The sequence below is a fragment of the Streptomyces sp. NPDC058665 genome (genome assembly GCF_042714995.1).
Lineage (GTDB): Bacteria > Actinomycetota > Actinomycetes > Streptomycetales > Streptomycetaceae > Streptomyces.
Map to the genome: position 1 here is coordinate 1 of NZ_JBHXRX010000051.1, position 20,050 is coordinate 20,050.

Genomic DNA, 20,050 nt, shown 5'->3' on the forward strand with positions numbered 1-20,050 from the left:
GGGTTCCCGGGGTACTTCCTGGTCGTCGCCGACTTCATCATGTGGGCCAAGAACAACGGCATCGCCGTGGGACCGGGGCGGGGCTCCGCGGCCGGCTCGATCGTCTCGTACGCGATGGGCATCACCGACCTCGACCCGATCGAACACGGCCTGATCTTCGAGCGGTTCCTCAACCCCGAGCGCATCTCCATGCCCGATGTCGACATCGACTTCGACGAGCGTCGGCGCGGCGAGGTCATCCGGTACGTCACCGAGAAATACGGCGCCGACAAGGTCGCCATGATCGGGACGTACGGAAAGATCAAGGCGAAGAACGCCATCAAGGACTCGGCGCGCGTGCTGGGTTATCCGTACGCGATGGGCGACCGGCTCACCAAGGCCATGCCGGCGGACGTCCTCGGCAAGGGCATCGACCTCAACGGCATCACCGATCCCAAGCACCCGCGCTACAGCGAGGCGGGCGAGATCCGGGGGATGTACGAGAACGAGCCCGACGTCAAGAAGGTCATCGACACCGCGAAGGGTGTTGAGGGTCTGGTCCGGCAGATGGGTGTGCACGCGGCCGGCGTGATCATGTCCAGCGAGACGATCACCGACCATGTGCCGGTCTGGGTCAGGCACACCGACGGCGTCACGATCACGCAGTGGGACTATCCGCAGTGCGAGTCGCTCGGTCTGCTGAAGATGGACTTCCTGGGTCTGCGGAATCTGACCATCATGGACGACGCCGTCAAGATGGTGAAGGCCAACAAGGAGATCGAACTCGACCTGCTCTCCCTGCCGTTGGACGACCCCAAGACGTACGAACTGCTCTGCCGAGGTGACACGCTCGGCGTCTTCCAGTTCGACGGCGGTCCGATGCGCTCGCTGCTGCGGCTGATGAAGCCCGACAACTTCGAGGACATTTCCGCGGTGTCGGCCCTCTACCGGCCGGGCCCGATGGGCATGAACTCGCACACGAACTACGCGCTGCGCAAGAACGGGCAGCAGGAGATCACCCCGATCCACCCGGAGTTGGAGGAGCCTCTCAAGGAGGTCCTCGGCCTCACCTACGGCCTGATCGTGTATCAGGAGCAGGTGCAGAAGGCCGCGCAGATCATCGCGGGCTACTCGCTCGGCGAGGCGGACATCCTGCGCCGCGTGATGGGCAAGAAGAAGGCCGACGAACTGGCCAAGAATTTCGTCCTGTTCCAGGCCGGTGCCAAGAAGAACAACTTCTCGGACGAGGCGATCCAGGCGCTGTGGGACGTCCTGGTCCCGTTCGCGGGATACGCGTTCAACAAGGCGCACTCGTCCGCGTACGGGCTCGTCACCTACTGGACCGCGTATCTGAAGGCGAATTACCCGGCCGAATACATGGCGGCCCTGCTGACCTCGGTGAAGGACGACAAGGACAAGTCGGCGGTCTATCTCAACGAGTGCCGTCGGATGGGCATCAAGGTGCTGCCGCCGAATGTGAACGAGTCGGTGGCGAACTTCGCCGCGCAGGGCGACGACGTGATCCTCTTCGGACTGACGGCCGTCCGGAACGTCGGCACGAACGTCGTCGAATCGATCATCCGGTCGCGCAAGGCGAAGGGGAAGTACGCGACGTTCCCTGACTTCCTGGACAAGGTCGAGGCGGTCGTCTGCAACAAGCGCACCGTCGAATCGCTCATCAAGGCGGGCGCCTTCGACGAGATGGGCCACACCCGCAAGGGGCTCGTCGCGCACCACGAGCCGATGATCGACAACGTCGTACAGGTCAAGCGCAAGGAGGCGGAGGGGCAGTTCGACCTCTTCGGCGGCATGGGCGACGGCGACGACGCGTCCTCCGAGCAGGGTCCGGGCTTCGGGCTCGACGTGGAATTCTCCGACGTGGAGTGGGACAAGTCGTATCTGCTCGCGCAGGAACGGGAAATGCTCGGCCTGTACGTCTCCGACCACCCCCTCTTCGGTATCGAGCACGTCCTGTCCGACAAGTCGGACGCGGCGATCTCACAGCTCACCGGCGGCGAGCACGCCGACGGTGCGGTGGTCACCATCGGCGGCATCATCTCCGGCCTCCAGCGCAAGATGACCAAGCAGGGCAACGCGTGGGCGATCGCCACCGTGGAGGATCTGGCGGGCTCGATCGAGTGCATGTTCTTCCCCGCCACCTATCAGCTGGTCTCCACCCAACTGGTCGAGGACACCGTCGTCTTCGTCAAGGGACGGCTCGACAAGCGCGAGGACATCCCGCGTCTCGTCGCGATGGAACTCCAGGTCCCCGACCTGTCGTCCAGCGGGACGAACGCGCCGGTCACGATCACCATCCCCACGGTGAAGCTCACGCCGCCCATGGTCAGCAGGCTGGGTGAGATCCTCAGCCACCACCGGGGCAACTCCGAGGTGCGGATCAAGCTCCAGGGCGCACGGAAGACGACGGTGCTGCGGCTCGACCGGCACCGGGTGCAGCCGGACCCGGCGCTCTTCGGCGACTTGAAGGTGCTGCTCGGGCCGTCCTGTCTGGCGGGGTAGCGGGCGCGGGGGATCCGTAGCGGTACGCGTACGCGTGGAGGTGCACGCCCGGGAGACCGGGCGTGCCCCTCTTCAGTCAGGTGCGGCCGGGGCCAGATGCGGCTGACCGCGTCGGTCGGTCACGCGCGAGTCCGGCGTCAGTTGTGGCCGAAGCGCTTCTGGCGGCCCTTGTGGGCCACATCGGACGGCGTGACCTGCGACTGTATCTGCTCGGCCTTGGCCTCCGAGGAGGACGAGGACTGCTCGGCGCCACGCTCGGTGGACGAGCGGTCCTGCTGCTGTTGTCTGCCGCGGTCACGGTTCTTGTTCTTGGCCATGGTGCTGCCTCCTGAAGGATGTTGGGGCCAGGGCCGCTGTCAGATTCACATACGCCGTGACTCACCGCATTTTGGATCATAGCTGTGCGTAACGGACATGGTTCGGCCGTCTCCGGGGGTAGCCGGGAGGGACACGCCACGCCGATGATCCAGTTCCGGCCGTTAACCCAGTTGCGGTCGGGCAGACTCGAAGGAAACCCGTAGCAACTTCCGATCCCGACGTTCCCGAAAGAGGGTGGAACACGTGGACCGCTGCGTCGTCCTGGTGGACGCCGGTTACCTGCTGGGCGCCGCCGCGAGCCTCCTGGCCGGAGAACCGGCCCGCTCACGCATCACCGTCGACCACGCCGCCCTCATCCAGGGGCTGCGCGAGCGCGCCGAGGCCGATACGGAGCAGCCGCTGCTCCGTATCTACTGGTTCGACGGCGCCCCCGACCGCGTACCGCAGCCCGAACACCGACGGCTGCGCGTCATGTCACGTGTCACCGTCCGGCTCGGTGCGCTGACCCGCAGCGACGGGAGATGGGCGCAGAAGGGTGTCGACGCGGCGATGCACGCCGAGCTCACGGAGTTGGCCAGAAATCGCGCCTGCTCGGACGTGGTGCTGGTGACCGGCGACGGTGATCTGCTGCCCGGCCTGATGTCCGCGAAGGAACACGGCGTCGCCGTGCACCTCTGGGCGGTGCAGGCGGCGGACGGCGACTACAACCAGTCCGAGGACCTGGTGGCCGAGGCCGACGAACGGCGGGTGCTCGACCGGGCCTGGATCACCAAGGCCGTACGCGCCAAGGACTTCGGCGGCGTCTGCGCGCCGCAGCCCGCGCCGCGTCCGGAGATCGCCGCGATCCTCTCCGCGCCGCTGCCCGAGTCGGCGCTCGCCGCTTCCGCCGAGCGGGCGGCCGAGGCGCAGGCCGCGTCCGCTCGCAACGGAACGGCGCCGGCGACGACGGAGCACGGGCCGGGCGCCGGGCCGGGGCACGAGCACGACCCCGGGACCGCGCAGTCGGCGCCCGCCGGCGGCAAGGGTGTCCCCACCCCGAAGGACCTGGCCGCCCTGCGCGCGCCCGGACCGCACGCGGCGCCCGCGCCCCCGCCGGGGAACGCGACGCTGCGCTGGTCGTCCGACCGGGGCTGGGTCGAGCGCACCGGCGGCGGGGGCCAGCTCGGGGAGCCGCCCGAGACCGCGTCCCTGCCGACGCTGGCGCAGCTCACCAGCGCGGAGCAGCGCTGGGCGGACCGCGAGGAGGACATCACGACGGTCGGCGGCGATCCGTTCGAGGTGGGGCAGGTGTTCGCCAGGCGCTGGGTGGAGAGGCTGCCCGACGTGGGCCACGTGCAGAAGCTGTCCACGATGTATCCGCGGATCCCGCACCGTATCGACGGCGAGGTGCTGAGGTACGCGGCCCGCTTCGGGCTGCTGGCGCACAAGGACGACCAGATCGACGAGCACGACCGGTACGCGATCAGAGCCGGGTTCTGGCGCGAGATCGATGTGCGGGCGGCGGCGGAGCATCCTTCGGCGAAGGGCGCGGATCACCCGTCACCGAAGGGCGACGGAGCGGCGGAGTAGCGCCCGCACGCGGGCGCGGGACGGGTCACCGGGCGCCCCCGGGCGGATTACGGGCAGTTGGACCCCGTAGGCTCGTGTCTTGTGAGTACGGTGTGCGCGGTACGGGAGCTGGTCAAGACGTACCCCGCCGCGCGCGGCAGACGTGGCGCCCCGGCCACGCCCGAGGTGCGCGCCAACGACGGGATCTCCCTGGACGTGCGGCAGGGCGAGATCTTCGGACTGCTCGGTCCCAACGGTGCGGGCAAATCCACCCTCGTACGTCAGCTCACCGGGCTGATGCGGCCCGACTCAGGCAGCGTCGATGTCCTCGGCCACGATCTTGTCGGCCATCCCGAACGTGCCTCGCGCCTCATCGGCTATCTCGGCCAGGAGTCCACCGCGCTCGACGAGTTGACGGTCGGGCTCGCGGCCGAGACCACGGGCCGGCTGCGGGGGCTCGGACTGAGCGAGGCGCGTGCCGAGCGCGACGCGGTGCTCGCGGAACTCGGCCTGACGGAACTCGCGGGGCGTCCGCTGAAGAAGCTCTCCGGCGGTCAGCGGCGGATGGCCTGCTTCGCCGCGACGCTGGTGGGGGAGCGGCCGGTGCTCGTTCTGGACGAACCCACCACCGGCATGGACCCGGTCGCCAGGCGCGCGGTCTGGGCGGCGGTCGACCGCCGCCGGGCCGAGCGTGGCGCGACGGTGCTGCTGGTCACCCACAACGTCATCGAGGCCGAGACGGTCCTTGACCGGGTCGCCGTGCTGGACCGGGGCAAGGTCATCGCCTGCGACACCCCGTCCGGGCTCAAGGAACAGGTCGCGGGCGAGGTACGGCTCGAACTCGTCTGGCGCGAACGCGCCCCGCTCGACGTCCCGGAGGTCGCCGCGCTGCGCGGTTCCGCGCAGGAGTCGGGCCGCCGCTGGGTGCTGCGGCTCGCCCCGGACGAGGCGCGCGCGGCGGTGGCGGCGGTGACGGGCGGCGAGGCGTTCGCGGCGCTGGACGACTTCACCCTGGCGACGCCCAGCTTGGAGGACGTCTACCTGGCCCTCGGCGGCCAGACCCAGGGCCTGGTGAAGGCGTGACAAGGAAAGACTCCAGATTTACGGCTCCGAGACCTGCCCGCCTTGCCACCGGGGGGCGCGCCGCGGTTCGCACGCGGGCCGCGTTCGCTGGGGCGGGGGGGCCTGGGACAGCCCGCTGCGCGGACGGCAGGCCGCCGCGCGGGGCGACCGCCGTCGGATCGGGCCGTGCGGCGCTGCGCGCCTCGGAAGCGACCCGCTTCGCTTCGCTCAGCGCGACGGGCCGGCGCTGCGCGCCTCTCCTCCGGGCCACGCCCGGACGCCCCTCCGCTCCGCTCCGTCCCCACCGGCAGCCGATCCTCTCCGCTTCGCTCCGGGGCCTCCGAGGCAGGACCACCCAGGACGTGGCCGCCAGGCCCGCATCCGCGGTTCCCGCCGTCGCCGTCCACGCGGTCGCCGTCCACGCGACCGCCGCAGGCGGTCGGTGCGCCGAAGGCCGTAACGCCCTGGCCGCCCATTGCGTGGCCGTCGTCCACGCGCAGTGCGCCGAAGGCCGCCACGCCCCGGGCGCCCGAGGCGGAGCCGTCCTCCCCGCGACCGGCCGGAACTCGGCCGTTCCTACGGGGCGTTCGGTGCGATCCGGGCGTATGGCACGCTGGGCGCGGGTGGCCGTGGGTGTCAGGTGCCGGGGTCGCATCCGTCCGTACGGACCGAACAGGAGCTGCGTCAGGTGAGCATCGTGCCCGCGGAGGCCGTCGGCGGGAAGCGCCGGACCGTCCCGGACCCCCGTGCCGCGAGCGACGGAGCCGGCCGGGGGCCGGCCGCGCTGGCGCCGCGTGCGCGGCTGCTGCCCTCGCTCGCCGCCGTGTACCGCGCGCAGCTGTCGCGCGCGCGGGTCGCCCGGATCCCGCTGCTCTTCGTCGCGACCTTCCAGTCCGTCGGGATCATGATCCTGATGCGCGGCGTCGTCGACGGCGGCGCCGAGGCGCGCGCCGTGGTCGCGGGTTCGAGCGTGCTCGTCGTGGCCTTCGTCGCGCTCAATCTGCTCGCCCAGTACTTCGGTCAGCTCCGGGCCACCGGCGGACTCGACCACTACGCGACGCTGCCCGTGCCGCCCGCCGCCGTGGTGCTGGGCGCGGCCGGGGCGTACGCCTCGTTCACCGTGCCGGGCACCGCCGTGACCGCGGTGACCGGCAGTCTGCTCTTCGATCTGCCGCTCACCCACCTCTGGGTGCTGGTCGCCGTCATCCCGCTCTCCGGCGCCGCGCTGGCCGGGCTCGGGGCCGCGCTCGGGCTGCTGGCGCCCCGCCAGGAGCTGGCCACGCTGCTCGGGCAGCTCGGCATGTCCGCCGCGCTGCTGCTGGGTGTGCTGCCCGCCGACCGGCTGCCGGGGCCGATCGCGTACGCCCGGGATCTGCTGCCGTCCACGTACGGTGTGGAGGCCCTGGCCCGTACCTTCGACAGGCATCCCGACTGGCCCACCGTCGCGCTCGACCTCGCGGTCTGCGCGGCGGTCGGCGTCGTCTCCCTGGCCGTGGCGACGTGGGCGTACAGGCGTGCGGCAGTCCGATGAGGCACTGCCGGGCCATGCCTGGCACGATGGCGGGGTGACAGCTCCTCTGACGCCGCCCCACCAGCCCCCGAACGACGGCCCCTGGCAGCACGCCCAGGGCGCGGGAGCCACGGCCGCCCACCACACCGCCAAGGCGGCGGACGAGACCGACATGAGGACCGAGCTGAAGCAGGCAGCCGTCGTGACGCTCGTCGTGGCTGTCTCCGGCGTGCTGCTCGGGCTGCTCTGGCTCTGGCTGTCGCCCCGGGTGCCGCTGATCGCCGGTGAGTCGGCCGTGTTCCTGAAGGACACGGAGGGCGAGGAGGCGATCGGCGCGGACGGCACGTTCGTGCTGCTGGCCCTCGGATTCGGCCTGGTCAGCGCGGCCCTGGTCTTCCTCTTCCGCAGGCGCGGCGGAGTCCCGCTCGTCGTGGGCCTGGCACTGGGCGGGCTGCTCGCCTCGGGGCTGGCCTGGCTGGTCGGCTGGGGACTTGGCCCGGACGACGTGGTCACACAGGCACGGGCGGCGGGAGAGGGCGCGACGTTCGACGCGCCGCTGGAGCTGAACGCGCGGGGCGCGCTGCTGGCGTGGCCGGTGGCGGCGATGATCGTGCACCTGGCGCTGACGGCGCTGTTCGGCCCGCGCGACCCGGAGCCGGAGTGGGTGCCGTTCGGGGCGCCGTATCTCCCGGCCGACCGGGAGGACGGGCCGGAGACCGGACGCTGACCTCGCCCCGTCGAGCCGTCACGCCTTGGCGATCGGGGCCAGCGTCGCGGCCGTCAGGGATGTCAGGTCCGACGGGGACAGTTCCACCTCCAGGCCCCGGCGGCCCGCCGAGACGCAGACCGTCGCGTGGGCCCCCGCCGACGCGTCGAGGACCGTACGGAGCCGCTTGCGCTGGCCCAGTGGCGAGATGCCGCCGCGTACGTAGCCCGTGGTGCGCTCCGCCGCCGCCGGGTCCGCCATCGTCGCTCGCTTGCCGCCCACCGCGGCGGCCAGCGCCTTGAGGTCCAGCGAGCCGGAGACCGGGACGACCGCCACGGTCAGTTCGCCGTCGACGTCGGCGACCAGCGTCTTGAACACCCGGTCCGCCGGGACCCCCAGAGCCGCCGCGGCCTCCTCGCCGTACGAGGGGGCCGCCGGGTCGTGTTCGTAGGCGTGCAGGGTGAACTCGGCCTTCGCCGCCGTCAGCGCGACCGTCGCCGGGGTGCCGCCGGCGGCCTTCTTCGCTTGCTTCTTCGCCAAGGGACTTGTTCCTCGCGTCAGTTGAAGAGCCCGCAGACCTGAGAAGAGCCCGCGGAGGTCAGTTCGGGTTCGTCGGGCCCCGCGTGAGATCCACGGCCGGCAGCGACGGCAGATGCCGGATCACCGCGGTCTCGGCGCGCAGCAGCTTCAGTTCCTCGCGCAGCCGCGTCACGGTGTCCGGGGCCTGGAGCAGCCGCTGCTTGGCCGGGATGTCCAGGACGGCCGCCGCGGCCACCAGATACGAGACGACGGACGGCTCATCGGGCAGGTCGTCGCCGGTCGACAGTGACCGCTCACGCGCTCCCGCCAGCCGTTTCTGATAGCTGCGGAACGCCCTCAGGACGCCTTCGGCTAGTGCTCCCGCCCCCTCGCCCGAGTCCTCTTCGACCGCCTCGACCTCGGCGGTCAGATACGGCCCGCCGGTGTCGACGGAGAGCAGCCGGACCCGGCTGGTGCCGGTGCCCAGCACCTCGAAGCTGCCGTCCTGGCGTTCGCGGATCGTGGTCGCGTCGGCGACGCAGCCCACCTGGTGGAAGGCCTTCAGCGGTTCGGCCCCGAAGCCCGCCGACGGCCCGCGCTCCGGCAGGGACGTGGGGTCGGGCATGCCCGACGCGGTCGGCGCGACCTCGTGCCCGTCGCGGATCGCGACCACGACGAAGCGTCGCGGTTCGGACTCGTCTGTCTTGAGCAGGTCGCGCATCATGGCGCGATACCGCTCCTCGAAGATGTTCAGGGGCATGACGAGGCCCGGGAACAACACCGCGTTCAGCGGGAAGAGAGGGAGATGTGCGGTGGTCACAACGCTCAAGCGTAATGGCCGCGCGGACGCCCTCGGTCTGTGCGGTTCCACAACGGCATCCCGGAGGCCACCTGGAGGCGTACGCCGTCGCGTGTCTCCAGGAAGTGACCCAGCGGATCGTCGGTCAGTGACGTCCACGGAAAGGACGTCGCGTACGGGCCGATCAGCCGGAACTGTTCCAGCGCCTCGTCCCATCGGTGCCGTCTGACCAGCACGTACGCCAGCAGGTTCCGTACCTCCGCCGGCCAGGAGTCGCCCACCGCGTACACGGACGAGAGCCGGATGGCCTCGTCGCAGGCCGCGTCTGTCCGGTCGGTCGTCACGGAGGTGAGGTCGTCGTCAAGCAGCCGGCTGAAGGCGGCCCGCATCGGAAGTGCCTTGACGAGCGACCCGGGCAGCGCGTCCGCGGCGGCCTGTTCGGCGAAGTCGAAGCATTCCTGGTGCGAGCCGTGCCACTGGGCGGAGAGGTACTGGAGGGCCGCGACATGGCAGCCGTAGTGGTGCGACGAGCGGCGCACCGCCTCGCCCCACAGCGACTCGAAGGCCCGGTGGCCCGCGTGCGTGCCGCGCGCGTGGTCCAGGGCGATCCGCCACGGCACCGGGTCGCGCGGGTCGCCGTCGGCCGCCGCGCCGATCAGCGGGCCCATCTCCCGCAGGAGCTCGGCGCGGGCGGGGGACTCCCAGGCCTTGCGCACGCCGAGTTCCGCCTTGACGACGAGCGCGTCCGGGTCGGCGGGCGAGGCGGCGAGCCAGTGGGCGAGCCATTCGTGGCGGTTGTGGGCGAAGGCGGCGAGCCGCATCACATAGCGGTCGCGGTCCTCCCACTCGGCGGATTCGCGCGTGGTCGCCAGCAGCTTCGCCGCGTGCTCGTACTCGCCGAGCGCGGCGGAGACGAGCGCGGGGGCGAGCCGCTCGTCGGGGGCGTCGAGCAGTACCGCATCGTCCGGCGGAAGCCCCTCGGCGAGCCGAGGGGTGTGCCGGAGCATGCGCGCGGTACTGATCAGGGCGCGAATCAATGACATGGTGCGGACCATTGAAAACCGCAGGTCGCAGAGGCGCCAGAGGGCATATGTGAAGCTTTGGTGGTGGGTGAAAGGTTGTCTCGGGCCAGGTCAAGGGAGAGCAAAGAAAGCCGTTCGGCGCTGGGTCAGCCGCGGCGCAGGAGACGCGAGGCACCTGCTGCGACTGTTGTGGCGAGGATCCAGCCGAGCAGGATCATCGCCGCCGAGAGCCACTGCCAGCCGCCCTCCGGCCGCCAGTGCCCGTCCTGGCCCAGATCGATCACCGGCACCAGCAGATCCAGTACATACAGGGCCGGGTTCCACGCCGGATGCTCCTCGGACTTGATCGCCTCCGGGGCGTGCCGCGCGAAGACGAACGTGCCCGCGGCCCACAGCATGGCCATCCACAGCGCGGCCCGGCCGGGACGGTAGCCGTAGGCCACCGTCCAGTCCTGGATGAAGCCCCAGATCTTCCCCGCCACCGGCAGCGTCTCGCGCCGTCGGCGCTGCTTGGCCAGCAGCACCTCACGGGCGTCGGCGTCCTCGCCGCTGTTGCGCATCACCTGCGCGAGGCGTTCGTACGGCTCCGGTGAGTACTCCGGCGTCGCCGAGTCCAGCCACTCCAGCCGCCGGTTGAGCGGGAAATGGCCGGACGGCACCACGTTCTCGTAGACGAAACCGCCCATCGCGAGACCGCCGGGGCCCGGCCAGCTCGTGGAGAGATCCATCAGCGTGATGATCTTCGCGCCGTTCAGCACGACCCGGCCCTCCAGCGGGCGCTCGCACTGGAAGCGCAGCTCCGTCGCGGTGATCCGGCGCAATGACAGCTCCTCGCCGGGCGACATCAGGAACCGGGCCTGGTGGAGGTCGATCGTGTCGCCGAACCGGCCGTCGTCAAGCCGGACTCCGCCGTAGCACTCGAAGCGCCGGATCTCGGTGCCCGGCGGCAACGTCCCGCGGCCCGCGGTGTTGCCGGTGTAGATCGTGCCGTACGGCGGGGTGGAGTTGGCGTTGCCCGTCGCGATGCTCACGACCGCGCCCGTCAGATAGAGCGAGCGCTCGACGGTCAGCTGCGGCGCGTTGAGCGCGCGGCGCTCGCCCGCCGCGCGCAGCCGGCTGCCGCGCAGCATCAGCGAGCCCCCGACCTTCGAGCCGCGCAGGCTGAACTCCCCGTGCGTCTCTATCTGTTCGGCCTGGAGGTCCTGGCCGACCGACATCCCGTCGGCGGCTATCGACCGGCTGCTGCTGTCCGGCCGGACGGATATCTGGCTGATCAGCAGGTCCGTGCCGATCTGCGCGTCGGTGAGCCGGATACCGCGCGCGACCTGGCAGCGCGGCAGATGCAGATCGCCCTCGGTGCGCAGCCGGGCGGCCTCCACGCGCGGGATCACACACCCCACCAGCCGCAGCGTGGTGAAGTGGCACTCAGGCAGCACCAGTTCACGCTCGAAACGGCAGAACGTCAGCTCCACGTACGGCTCGACATTGCCGCCCGCCAGGTTCAGCGACCCGCTGATGTACGCCCCGCGCAGCTTGAGCGCTGCGACCCGCCCCGGGCGCGCCGAGGGACCGCTCAGCAGCAGCAGCGCGACCACGCGGGCGCGCACGCTGCGGTGCTCGCCCCAGGGGCCGGCCGCGGCCGGATCGTTGAGCAGTGGACTCGGCACGCTCAGGTCGTAGGTACTGCCGTTCCGGAACGCCTGCCACATGCCGAGTTCTGTGGCCGAGAGCCAGTCCGGAGCTTCGTCGTCCTGCGGCTCGGACACTGCCGCGCCTCTCTTCCCCGTTTGCCGTGCTGCGCGCCGTACCTCGCGCTGTGGTCGTGTGACTCCCGCGCAGCCGTCGCCGGGCGGGGCTGCTGTGGTGAGGTCGTACGGACGTTCTTCCCTCTGAGTGACCGATCGAACGCCAATCGTTGACATTAGTAGCCGTGAGTGACATTCGGGGCTCATATCAGCCAGTGATACGGGCGGCCGTCGGCCGGATCAGGTCTGCGAGAATTGACCGCGTGATCTCACGAATCGATCTGCGCGGCGCCGCCCTCCCCGAGGGCGCCGCACTGCGCGACCTGCTGCCCCGTGCCGACTTCGACGTGGAAGCCGCCCTCTCGAAGGTGCGCCCCATCTGCGAGGACGTGCGCCATCGCGGCACCGCGGCGCTGATCGAGTACGCGGAGAAGTTCGACGGCGTCACGCTGGAGCGCGTGCGGGTCCCCTCCGAAGCCCTCACCCGGGCCCTGGCGGCCCTGGATCCCGCCGTACGGGCCGCGCTCGACGAGTCCATCAGGCGCGCCCGTATCGTCCACCGCGCCCAGCGGCGCGCGGCGCACACCACACAGGTCGTGCCCGGCGGCAAGGTGACCGAGAAGTGGGTGCCGGTCTCCCGCGTCGGGCTGTACGCGCCCGGCGGACGCGCCGTCTACCCGTCGTCCGTGATCATGAATGTGGTCCCGGCGCAGGAGGCGGGGGTCGGCTCGATCGCCCTCGCCTCGCCTCCGCAGCAGGAGTTCGGCGGCCTGCCGCACCCGACGATCCTGGCCGCCTGCGCCCTGCTGGGCGTCGACGAGGTGTACGCGGTCGGCGGCGCCCAGGCCGTCGCGATGTTCGCGTACGGCACGACCGGCCCCGACGGCTGCCCGCCCGCCGACATGGTCACCGGACCCGGCAACATCTGGGTCACCGCCGCCAAGCGCTACTTCGCGGGCCGTATCGGCATCGACACCGAGGCGGGCCCGACCGAGATCGCCGTCCTCGCCGACGCGACCGCCGACCCGGCGCACGTCGCCGCCGACCTGATCAGCCAGGCCGAGCACGACCCGCTCGCCGCCGCCGTCCTCGTCACCGACTCCGTCGAACTCGGCGACGCCGTCGAGAAGGAGCTGGTGCCGCAGACCGCCGCCACCAAGCACGTCGAGGAGCGCATCGCGCCCGCCCTGGCGGGCAAGCAGTCCGCGATCGTGCTGGTCGACGGCGTCGAGGAGGGTCTGCGGGTCGTCGACGCGTACGGCGCCGAGCACCTGGAGGTGCAGACCGCCGACGCCGCCGATGTCGCCGCCCGGGTCCGCAACGCGGGCGCGATCTTCGTGGGGCCGTACGCCCCGGTCTCGCTCGGCGACTACTGCGCCGGCTCCAACCACGTACTGCCGACCGGCGGTTGTGCCTGTCACTCCTCCGGCCTGTCCGTCCAGTCCTTCCTGCGCGGCATCCACATCGTCGACTACACGCGGGACGCCCTCGCCGATGTGGCCCACCACGTGGTGACGCTCGCCGAGGCCGAGGACCTGCCCGCGCACGGCGCCGCCGTCAAGGCGCGTTTCGGCTGGAAACTGCCCTCGCGGCGGCCCACGCGGGAGGTGCCCGACGCGTGACGAACATCGACGACCTTCCCGTACGTGACGAACTGCGCGGCAAGTCCCCCTACGGGGCGCCCCAGTTGGACGTCCCCGTCCACCTCAACACCAACGAGAACCCGTACCCGCTGCCCGAACCGCTCGTCGAGCGGATCACCGAGCGCGTCCGGGATGCCGCCCGCGGCCTCAACCGCTACCCCGACCGGGACGCGGTCGAACTCCGCACCGAGCTCGCCGCCTACCTCCGCCGCACCTCCGGCGACCTCCCGCTGACCGCCGCCAACGTATGGGCGGCCAACGGCTCCAACGAGGTCATCCAGCAGCTGCTCCAGACCTTCGGCGGCCCCGGCCGCACCGCGATCGGCTTCGAACCCTCGTACTCGATGCACCACCTCATCGCGCGCGGCACCAGCACCGGCTGGATCTCAGGCCCCCGCAACGAGGACTTCACCATCGACGCCGAAGCCGCCGAACGGGCGATCGCCGAGCACCGCCCCCACGTCGTCTTCATCACCACCCCCAACAACCCCACCGGCACCGCCGTCGACGCCGCGACCGTGGCCCGGCTGTACGACGCGGCGCAGGCGGCCGGTCCTTCGCTGGTCGTGGCCGACGAGGCGTACGTCGAATTCAGCCACCACCCCTCGCTCCTGCCGCTGCTCGCAGGCCGGCCGAACCTCGTCGTGTCCCGCACGATGTCCAAGGCCTTCGGCGCCGCCGGACTGCGCCTCGGCTATCTCGCCGCCGACCCCGCCGTGGTCGACGCCGTGCAACTGGTGCGCCTGCCGTACCACCTGTCGGCCGTCACCCAGGCCACCGCGCTCGCCGCGCTGGAGCACACCGATACGCTGCTCGGATATGTCGAACGGCTCAAGACCGAGCGGGACCGGCTGGTCACCGAATTGCGGGCGATGGGCTTCGAGGTCACCGAATCGGACGCCAACTTCGTCCAGTTCGGCGTCTTCGACGACGCGCACCTGGCTTGGCGGACGATCCTCGACCAGGGCGTGCTGGTACGCGACAACGGCGTCCCCGGCCGGCTGCGGGTCACGGCGGGCACCCCGTCCGAGAACGACGCGTTCCTCGACGCGGTACGTAAATTGACGAAGGAGCAGAGCGCATGAGCCGTATCGGCCGCGTGGAACGAACGACCAAGGAGACCTCGGTCGTTGTCGACCTCGACCTCGACGGCACGGGCAAGGTCGAGGTGTCGACGGGCGTCGGCTTCTACGACCACATGCTCGACCAGCTCGGCAGGCACGGACTCTTCGACCTGACGGTCAAGACCGAGGGCGATCTGCACATCGACTCGCACCACACCATCGAGGACACCGCGCTCGCGCTCGGCGCCGCCTTCAAGCAGGCGCTCGGCGACAAGGTCGGCATCTACCGCTTCGGCAACTGCACCGTCCCACTGGACGAATCGCTCGCCCAGGTCACCGTGGACCTCTCCGGCCGCCCCTATCTGGTGCACACCGAGCCGGAGGCCATGGCGCCGATGATCGGCAGCTACGACACGACGATGACCCGGCACATCCTGGAGTCGTTCGTGGCCCAGGCGCAGATCGCGCTGCACGTCCACGTCCCGTACGGGCGCAACGCGCACCACATCGTCGAGTGCCAGTTCAAGGCGCTGGCCCGCGCGCTGCGGTACGCGAGCGAACGCGACCCGCGCGCCGTCGGCATCCTCCCGTCCACGAAGGGCGCGCTTTAGGGCCTCTCTTTCGGATCTTGCCGGGCTCGCGAGCCCCGGCACGCACACTCGCCGCGTTGTCGTCAGTCGCCGACGCTCCGCGTCGACTTCCTCCTCCGCCTTGCGATCGCACGCACCAGACCCCGCTCACTTATCCGGCCTGATCCAAAAGAGAGGCCCTGATTTCATGACCGGTCTCAACACCATCCTCATCGTCCTCGGCCTGTTCCTGGCCGGCGGCGTCTACTCCTTCGCCAAACAGAAACAGCCCACCGGCGTCATCGTCCTGCTGGGCATCTGCTCCGCGCTCGCTCTCGTCGCCGGCATCCTCCGTATCCAGGGGCTCTGGGAATGACCAAGAACGTCGTCATCCTCGACTACGGCTTCGGCAACGTCCGTTCGGCCGAGCGCGCCGTGGCGCGCGCCGGGGCCGGCGTCGAGATCACCCGTGACTTCGACAAGGCCATGAACGCGGACGGGCTGATCGTGCCCGGCGTCGGCGCCTTCGCCGCCTGTATGGCCGGGCTCCGCGCGGCGCGCGGCGACTGGATCGTCGGCCGCAGGCTGGCCGGCGGGCGCCCCGTGCTCGGCATCTGCGTCGGCATGCAGATCCTCTTCGAGCGCGGCATCGAGCACGGCGTGGAGACCGAAGGGCTCGACGAGTGGCCGGGGACCGTCGGCCCGCTCCTCGCCCCGACCGTCCCCCACATGGGCTGGAACACCGTCGAGGCGCCCACGGACAGCCAACTCTTCGCCGGGCTCGACGCCGACGAGCGCTACTACTTCGTGCACTCGTACGCCGTCCACGACTGGTCCCTCGAAGTCACCAACCCCAAGATCCGCGCGCCGAAGGTCACCTGGTCCCGGCACGGCGAGCCGTTCGTGGCCGCCGTGGAGAACGGGGCACTGTGGGCCACGCAGTTCCACCCCGAGAAGTCCGGCGACGCCGGAGCCCAGCTGCTGTCCAACTGGATCGGAACCTTCTGATGCCCGGCACACCCACCTCCTCCTCCGTACCGAGGCTCGAACTCCTCCCCGCCGTCGACGTGCGCGACGGCCAGGCCGTGCGGCTCGTGCACGGCGAGTCGGGCTCCGAGACCTCGTACGGCTCACCGCTGGAAGCCGCACTCGCCTGGCAGAGCGCGGGCGCCGAGTGGCTGCATCTCGTGGACCTCGACGCGGCGTTCGGCACGGGCGAAAACAGGGACCTGGTCGCGGAGATCACCGGCGCCATGGACATCGAGGTCGAACTGTCCGGCGGTATCCGCGACGACGCCTCACTCACCGCCGCGCTCGCCACCGGCTGCACGCGCGTCAACCTCGGTACGGCGGCGCTGGAGACCCCCGAGTGGGCGGCCAAGGCCATCGCCGAGCACGGCGACAGGATCGCGATCGGCCTCGACGTACGCGGCACGACGCTGCGCGGACGCGGCTGGACCAGCGACGGCGGCGACCTGTGGGAGACGCTGGCCCGCTTCGACGAGGCGGGCTGCGCGCGCTACGTCGTCACCGACATCGCCAAGGACGGCACCCTCCAGGGGCCCAACCTGGAGCTGCTGAAGAGCGTGTGCGCGGCCACCGACCGGCCGGTCGTCGCCTCCGGCGGCGTCTCCTCGCTCGCCGATCTGCGCGCCATCGCCTCCCTGGTGCCCGCCGGGGTCGAGGGCGCGATCATCGGCAAGGCCCTGTACGCGAAGGCGTTCACGCTGGAAGAGGCGCTCGCGGAGGTGGCGCGATGAGCCCGGGGGACGGCGTGCGCCGTATCGCATCCGGCGGCCCCTGGGAGGACGCCTACGGCTACTCCCGCGCCGTCGAACTGCCCGGCGGACTCGTCCTCGTCTCCGGTTGCACCTCCGTGGTGGACGGGCGGATCGCCGAGGGCGGACCGTACGAACAGGCCGTCACCGCCTTCGGCGTCGCCGTCGAAGCCCTGCGGGACCTCGGCCTCGCCGCCGAGCACGTCGTGCGCACCCGGATGTATCTGACGCACGCCGGGGACGCGGACGACGTCGGGCGCGCGCACAAAGAGCTGTTCGGCGCCGTACGGCCCGCCTCGTCGATGGTCGTCGTCGCCGGTCTCATCGACCCGAGCCTGGTGGTCGAGGTCGAGCTGGAAGCCTTCCGCGCGCCGGCGGGAGGCCCGGCATGAGCCTCGCCGTACGAGTCATCCCCTGTCTGGACGTGGACAACGGCCGGGTCGTCAAGGGCGTCAACTTCCAGAATCTGCGCGACGCGGGTGATCCCGTGGAGATGGCGCGGCTGTACGACGCCGAGGGCGCCGACGAGCTGACCTTCCTCGACATCACCGCCTCGTCGGGCGACCGCGAGACGACGTACGACGTGGTGCGCCGCACCGCCGAGCAGGTCTTCATCCCGCTCACGGTGGGCGGCGGGGTCCGTACCCCGGAGGACGTCGACAAGCTGCTGCGGGCGGGCGCCGACAAGGTCGGCGTCAACACGGCCGCCATCGCGCGCCCCGAGCTCTTGCGGGAGATCGCCGAGCGCTTCGGTCGCCAGGTGCTCGTCCTGTCGGTCGACGCGCGGCGTACGCCGGAGGGCACGTTCGAGGTCACCACGCACGGCGGGCGCCGGGGCACCGGCATCGACGCCGTGGAGTGGGCGCACCGCGCGGCCGAACTGGGCGCGGGGGAGATCCTGCTCAACTCGATGGACGCGGACGGCACGAAGGACGGGTACGACACGGAGATGATCGCGGCGGTACGCGCGCGGGTGACGGTCCCGGTCATCGCCTCGGGCGGCGCGGGCAGGCTGGCGCACTTCCCCCCCGCCGTCGACGCGGGCGCGGACGCCGTACTGGCCGCGTCCGTCTTCCACTTCGGCGACCTGCGGATCTCCCAGGTCAAGAAGGAACTGCGCGACACGGGCCACGCGGTGCGCTGAACACCCGCGAAACGCACGGAAGCCGCCCCGGAACGATCTGTTCCGGGGCGGCTTCGCGTCAATAGGGGGCAACGAAGGGTGCGCGCGACACCGAATCCGCAGGATTTATTGCGCAAAGAATATTGCGCAACTTTCCTTGTGTATCTAGGGTGACCGGTATGGCAGCCAAGGAATCCCGCAGAATCGACGACCTGGCCACCCTCAAGGCGTTCGGCCACCCCCTGCGGATGAAGCTCTACCGCACGCTCTACGTCGCCCGCACCGCCACCGCTTCGCAGCTCGCCGAGCAGGTGAACGAGGCCGTCTCGCTCATCAGTTACCACCTGCGCAAACTCGCCGACTACGGCCTGATCGAGGAGGCGCCGGCGCAGGGCAAGGACGGCCGCGAGCGCTGGTGGCGGCCCGCGTCCGACGGGCTGAGCTTCCGTGACGAGGACTTCAGGGACGCGCCCGAGGCCGTCGCGACGCACGCCGCTGTCGGCCGGCTGTCGTTCGAGCAGCGTTCGGAGCTCTACCGGAGCTTCCTCGACAGCCAGACGGCCTGGGCACCGGAGTGGCGTGGCGCCTCGTTCAGCAGCGAGTACCTGGCGCGGCTCACCGCGGAGGAACTGGCCGAACTCGGCCGGGAGATGCACGCACTCGTCTGGCGGTACGAGGAGGCCGGCCGGGCCGCGGAGGAGGCCGGTGACACCGAGGGGCGCGAGCACGTCGCGTTCCACCTGTACGGATTCCCGTTCCGTCAGTAACCCCGCGTCCTTTTCCCGCCCTTCGAGAGGTACCCACGCCATGCACAGCGACGTACATCTCCAGCTGCACGCCCTGCGCGCCGCCGAACTCCGTACGGAGGCGGACCGGTTCGGGCCGGCCCGTGCGGTGACCCGCACTCCAGGCCGGCTGCGTGGCCGGCTCGGCTGGCTCCTGGTGGAGGTCGGCCTGCGCCTCGTGCACAGCCCGCGGGCACACACCGCCCGTACGGCATGACGGAGGGCGCGCGGACCTACATCCCGAGCTTCGCCCGCTGGACCTTGTCGACCGCTTCCTTGTCGCCCTCCACATCCACCCGGGCCGCGTCCTGCCGGCCGAAGACGAAGAGCAGCAGCTCGCCCGGCTCGCCGGTGACCGTCACGACCGGAGAGCCCCGGTGCGCCACCGCCGTCTGGCCGTCCGGGCGGCGCAGCACCAGGCCCACCGGCGACTTGCGGCCCATCATCCGGGCGCCCTTCTCCAGCCGCGCCCACAGGGTGTTCGAGAAGACCTTGTCGAGCTCGCGGGGCGCCCAGTCGGGCTGCGCCCGCCGCAGGTCCTCGGCGTGGACGTAGAACTCGACCGTGTTCGCCACCTCGTCGAGCTGCTTGATCCCGAAGGGCGACATCCGCGGCGGCCCCGTACGGATGAGCTGGATCAGCTCCTCGTAAGGCTTCGCCACATACTCGCCCTGCACCCGCTCCAGCCGGTTCCTGAGCGGTCCGATGACCGTTCCGCCCGCCGCGTCCGGGCGGCGCTCACGCACCACCACATGGGCCGCGAGATCCCGGGCGGTCCAGCCGTCGCACAGGGTCGGGGCGTCGGGTCCCGCCGACTCCAACAGGTCGGCGAGCAGAAGTCGTTCACGCTTTGCATGGGTCGACATACGTGCCAGCGTACGACCGCCGCGCACCGTCCGCCCAGTGGACGCCCGGAGCCCGCGCCGCGACACGCGCGGCACAATGGGCCGTATGACCAGCACGACCGAGGGCCAAGGCCCCGCCAGTGGCCTCGACCCCGCCATCGCCGCCCGACTCAAGCGCGGCGCCGACGGGCTGATTCCGGCCGTTGCCCAGCAGTACGACACCGGCGAGGTGCTGATGCTCGGCTGGATGGACGACGAGGCCCTGCACCGCACCCTCACCACCGGGCGCGCCACCTACTGGTCCCGCAGCCGCCGCGAGTACTGGGTCAAGGGCGACACGTCCGGCCACGTCCAGCACGTCAGGTCCGTGGCGCTCGACTGCGACGCCGACACGGTCCTCGTCAAGGTCGACCAGGTGGGCGCCGCCTGTCACACCGGCGACCGGACCTGCTTCGACGCCGGCGTCCTCAGGCCATCGACGCCCACGAGGGGCCCCGCCGCCGACTAGGCTCCGC

The 20,050-nt window shown here is 71.1% G+C and carries 22 protein-coding genes; 16 read left to right on the forward strand and 6 right to left on the reverse strand.

What is annotated here, in order from left to right; translation table 11 throughout:
* The coding region (gene dnaE, locus ACFWV8_RS27880; protein ID WP_384209415.1) for a DNA polymerase III subunit alpha at positions 1 to 2,499 on the forward strand (2,499 nt) is incomplete at its 5' end.
* A 137-nt stretch (positions 2,500 to 2,636) separates the two neighbouring features.
* On the opposite strand, the gene ACFWV8_RS27885 is transcribed toward dnaE, so the two are convergent.
* Positions 2,637 to 2,816, reverse strand: coding sequence for a hypothetical protein (locus ACFWV8_RS27885; protein WP_329388915.1), 180 nt, complete (start codon positions 2,814 to 2,816; stop codon positions 2,637 to 2,639).
* A 235-nt stretch (positions 2,817 to 3,051) separates the two neighbouring features.
* On the opposite strand from ACFWV8_RS27885, the gene ACFWV8_RS27890 reads away from it, so the two are divergent.
* From ACFWV8_RS27890 to ACFWV8_RS27905, 4 genes are all read left to right on the forward strand, one after another.
* A complete protein-coding gene (locus ACFWV8_RS27890) occupies positions 3,052 to 4,386 on the forward strand; it encodes an NYN domain-containing protein (RefSeq protein WP_384209419.1) in 1,335 nt (444 codons plus the stop codon).
* Between the two features lie 90 nt (positions 4,387 to 4,476).
* Positions 4,477 to 5,448 carry an ABC transporter ATP-binding protein gene (locus tag ACFWV8_RS27895; RefSeq protein WP_384209570.1) on the forward strand — a complete coding sequence of 324 codons (972 nt, stop codon included), beginning with the start codon at positions 4,477 to 4,479 and terminating at the stop codon, positions 5,446 to 5,448.
* Positions 5,449 to 6,115: 667 nt separating this feature from the next.
* On the forward strand, positions 6,116 to 6,958 hold the full coding sequence (locus tag ACFWV8_RS27900; protein WP_329388919.1) for an ABC transporter permease: 843 nt from the start codon (positions 6,116 to 6,118) through the stop codon (positions 6,956 to 6,958).
* A gap of 34 nt (positions 6,959 to 6,992) precedes the next feature.
* Complete coding sequence (locus ACFWV8_RS27905) at positions 6,993 to 7,664, forward strand: DUF2567 domain-containing protein (RefSeq protein WP_384209423.1); 672 nt, start codon at positions 6,993 to 6,995, stop codon at positions 7,662 to 7,664.
* A gap of 18 nt (positions 7,665 to 7,682) precedes the next feature.
* Here ACFWV8_RS27905 and ybaK read toward each other — a convergent pair whose 3' ends face one another.
* The 4 genes from ybaK to ACFWV8_RS27925 all read right to left on the reverse strand — a co-directional run bounded on the left by ybaK (position 7,683) and on the right by ACFWV8_RS27925 (position 11,749).
* On the reverse strand, positions 7,683 to 8,183 hold the full coding sequence (gene ybaK, locus ACFWV8_RS27910) for a Cys-tRNA(Pro) deacylase (RefSeq protein ID WP_384209427.1): 501 nt from the start codon (positions 8,181 to 8,183) through the stop codon (positions 7,683 to 7,685).
* A 58-nt stretch (positions 8,184 to 8,241) separates the two neighbouring features.
* On the reverse strand, positions 8,242 to 8,982 hold the full coding sequence (locus ACFWV8_RS27915; RefSeq protein WP_384209432.1) for an LON peptidase substrate-binding domain-containing protein: 741 nt from the start codon (positions 8,980 to 8,982) through the stop codon (positions 8,242 to 8,244).
* Positions 8,983 to 8,987: 5 nt separating this feature from the next.
* Positions 8,988 to 10,016, reverse strand: coding sequence for a hypothetical protein (locus tag ACFWV8_RS27920; RefSeq protein WP_384209435.1), 1,029 nt, complete (start codon positions 10,014 to 10,016; stop codon positions 8,988 to 8,990).
* Between the two features lie 113 nt (positions 10,017 to 10,129).
* Positions 10,130 to 11,749, reverse strand: coding sequence for an oxidoreductase (locus ACFWV8_RS27925; RefSeq protein ID WP_384209438.1), 1,620 nt, complete (start codon positions 11,747 to 11,749; stop codon positions 10,130 to 10,132).
* A 242-nt stretch (positions 11,750 to 11,991) separates the two neighbouring features.
* Between ACFWV8_RS27925 and hisD the strand changes: the two genes are divergently transcribed.
* The 10 genes from hisD (at position 11,992) to ACFWV8_RS27975 (ending at position 18,907) form a co-directional block, all read left to right on the forward strand.
* A complete protein-coding gene (gene hisD, locus ACFWV8_RS27930; RefSeq protein WP_384209441.1) occupies positions 11,992 to 13,350 on the forward strand; it encodes a histidinol dehydrogenase in 1,359 nt (452 codons plus the stop codon).
* Positions 13,347 to 14,456 carry a histidinol-phosphate transaminase gene (locus ACFWV8_RS27935; protein WP_384209444.1) on the forward strand — a complete coding sequence of 370 codons (1,110 nt, stop codon included), beginning with the start codon at positions 13,347 to 13,349 and terminating at the stop codon, positions 14,454 to 14,456. The genes hisD and ACFWV8_RS27935 overlap by 4 nt, the downstream gene beginning before the upstream one ends.
* Positions 14,453 to 15,046, forward strand: a complete 594-nt coding sequence (gene hisB / locus ACFWV8_RS27940; protein ID WP_384209447.1) for an imidazoleglycerol-phosphate dehydratase HisB — start codon at positions 14,453 to 14,455, stop codon at positions 15,044 to 15,046. The genes ACFWV8_RS27935 and hisB overlap by 4 nt, the downstream gene beginning before the upstream one ends.
* A gap of 166 nt (positions 15,047 to 15,212) precedes the next feature.
* Positions 15,213 to 15,380, forward strand: a complete 168-nt coding sequence (locus ACFWV8_RS27945) for a hypothetical protein (RefSeq protein WP_329388939.1) — start codon at positions 15,213 to 15,215, stop codon at positions 15,378 to 15,380.
* On the forward strand, positions 15,377 to 16,012 hold the full coding sequence (gene hisH / locus ACFWV8_RS27950) for an imidazole glycerol phosphate synthase subunit HisH (RefSeq protein WP_384209451.1): 636 nt from the start codon (positions 15,377 to 15,379) through the stop codon (positions 16,010 to 16,012). Before ACFWV8_RS27945 ends, hisH begins: the two co-directional genes overlap by 4 nt.
* A complete protein-coding gene (gene priA, locus ACFWV8_RS27955) occupies positions 16,012 to 16,764 on the forward strand; it encodes a bifunctional 1-(5-phosphoribosyl)-5-((5-phosphoribosylamino)methylideneamino)imidazole-4-carboxamide isomerase/phosphoribosylanthranilate isomerase PriA (protein ID WP_384209453.1) in 753 nt (250 codons plus the stop codon). Before hisH ends, priA begins: the two co-directional genes overlap by 1 nt.
* Positions 16,761 to 17,174, forward strand: coding sequence for a RidA family protein (locus ACFWV8_RS27960; protein ID WP_384209456.1), 414 nt, complete (start codon positions 16,761 to 16,763; stop codon positions 17,172 to 17,174). The genes priA and ACFWV8_RS27960 overlap by 4 nt, the downstream gene beginning before the upstream one ends.
* Positions 17,171 to 17,926, forward strand: coding sequence for an imidazole glycerol phosphate synthase subunit HisF (gene hisF / locus ACFWV8_RS27965; protein ID WP_329388946.1), 756 nt, complete (start codon positions 17,171 to 17,173; stop codon positions 17,924 to 17,926). Before ACFWV8_RS27960 ends, hisF begins: the two co-directional genes overlap by 4 nt.
* Before the next feature lie 158 nt (positions 17,927 to 18,084).
* On the forward strand, positions 18,085 to 18,672 hold the full coding sequence (locus ACFWV8_RS27970) for an ArsR/SmtB family transcription factor (protein ID WP_384209460.1): 588 nt from the start codon (positions 18,085 to 18,087) through the stop codon (positions 18,670 to 18,672).
* 40 nt (positions 18,673 to 18,712) lie between these two features.
* Entirely contained in the window at positions 18,713 to 18,907 is a 195-nt protein-coding gene (locus ACFWV8_RS27975) for a hypothetical protein (protein ID WP_384209463.1), read from the forward strand.
* A 16-nt stretch (positions 18,908 to 18,923) separates the two neighbouring features.
* Here ACFWV8_RS27975 and ACFWV8_RS27980 read toward each other — a convergent pair whose 3' ends face one another.
* The gene (locus tag ACFWV8_RS27980) at positions 18,924 to 19,556 is read right to left on the reverse strand and encodes a TIGR03085 family metal-binding protein (RefSeq protein ID WP_329388948.1); all 633 of its coding nucleotides are present in this window, start codon (positions 19,554 to 19,556) and stop codon (positions 18,924 to 18,926) included.
* 85 nt (positions 19,557 to 19,641) lie between these two features.
* Between ACFWV8_RS27980 and hisI the strand changes: the two genes are divergently transcribed.
* Entirely contained in the window at positions 19,642 to 20,043 is a 402-nt protein-coding gene (hisI, locus tag ACFWV8_RS27985; RefSeq protein ID WP_384209469.1) for a phosphoribosyl-AMP cyclohydrolase, read from the forward strand.
* Positions 20,044 to 20,050: the final 7 nt, after the last annotated feature.